The organism is Streptomyces xiaopingdaonensis, assembly GCF_000262345.1.
In the GTDB taxonomy this organism is placed as follows: Bacteria; Actinomycetota; Actinomycetes; order Streptomycetales; family Streptomycetaceae; genus Streptomyces; species Streptomyces xiaopingdaonensis.
This window is the reverse complement of sequence record NZ_AJTQ01000303.1, coordinates 1-1,239: the sequence shown is the minus strand read 5'-3', so window position 1 is coordinate 1,239 and position 1,239 is coordinate 1. Positions and strand designations below refer to the sequence as shown.

The following is a 1,239-nucleotide window of genomic DNA, read 5'->3' as shown; positions in this document are numbered from 1 at the left end:
GGTAGGAGATGCGGTTCACCAGCATCGAGGGGGTGAGCCCTGTCGAGGCGTAGGCGTCGACAGGCACGCCGGAACGCCGGATCAGATCCGCGTACTCGGCGGCGCCCGCGCCCACGAACAGGCCGGTGCGCGTGCCGGCGAGCTCGCCCGGGTCGATCCCCGCGTCCTCGATCGCGCTCCACACGGTGCGCAGCAGCAGCCGCTGCCGGGGGTCCATCCATGCGGCCTCGCGGGGCGAGATGCCGAAGAAGAGCGGATCGAAGCCGTCGACGCCCGGCATGAAGCCGCCGCGGTGGACGCGGCTGCGGTCGGGCGACTCGGAAGGGTCGCCGTACGCGGCGCGCCAGTCCCAACGGTCGGCCGGGACTTCGGAGACGAGGTCGCCGCCGCTCTCCAGGTTCGACCAAAAAGCGACCAGGTCGGGGGAGTCGGGCATGACGCCCGCCATGCCGACGACCACCACGGGGTCGGAGCCCGGCGAGGGTGAGGGCGCCGCGGCGGCCCGCGCTTCCCTCTCGGCCGCCGGGTGGCGGCCGGGGCTCGGTTCGGGACCGGCCGGCGGTTGCGGCCCGGAGGCCGGCTCCCGGTCGCGGTCCGTCCCGTGCTCGGCCGTCCGGCGCAGTTCGTCCCCGTGCTCCCGGCACAGGAAGGCGGAGAGTGCGGCCGGGGTCGTCGCGTCGAGGAACGTGTCGGGGGTGAGCGACAGTCCGTACGCGGCGTTCAGCCGGTCGGCGAGGCGGATGAGGCTGAGGGAGTCCAACCCGTGCGCGTGGAAGCTGAGTCGGGGATCGAGTTCGGCCGGCGGGTAGCCGGTGAGGTCGGAGAGCAGGCTCAGCACCCGCTCCTCGACGCGGGACGGGTCCGCGGCGTCCGGCGCCTCCCGGTCGTCTGCCGTCTCGGCGTAGGCGGTCGGCGCGGGCGGGGCGGGCGCGGCGGCCGGAGGCGCCTGCCGGGCGGGGACGTGCGCCCCCGGCAGCCAGCAGTGCTCGCGCGCGAACGGGTAGGAGGGGAGCGAGATCGGCGCCGGCCGGGAGGGGTAGAGCGCGTCCCAGTCGAACTCCGTGCCCGCCAACCAGCGCCGTGCGAGGGCTTCCAGGGCCGCGGCGCCGGCCGCCTCGCCGACCGGTTGGGGTTCCGACGGCCGCAGCCGGCTCTCCGAGCCGGGGGTGCCGAGCAGCACGCCGCCGTCGTCGCCCGCGGCGAAGCGTCCGAGCGCGGCGCTCAGTTGCGCCGCGTCGG

Annotated in this window: 1 protein-coding gene; it reads right to left on the bottom strand. The window is 76.2% G+C overall.

Annotated elements, in window-relative coordinates; translation table 11 throughout:
* Nucleotides 1-1,239, bottom strand: a 1,239-nt coding sequence (locus tag UWG_RS30865; RefSeq protein ID WP_033196332.1) for a type I polyketide synthase, incomplete at both ends; no start/stop codon positions are given.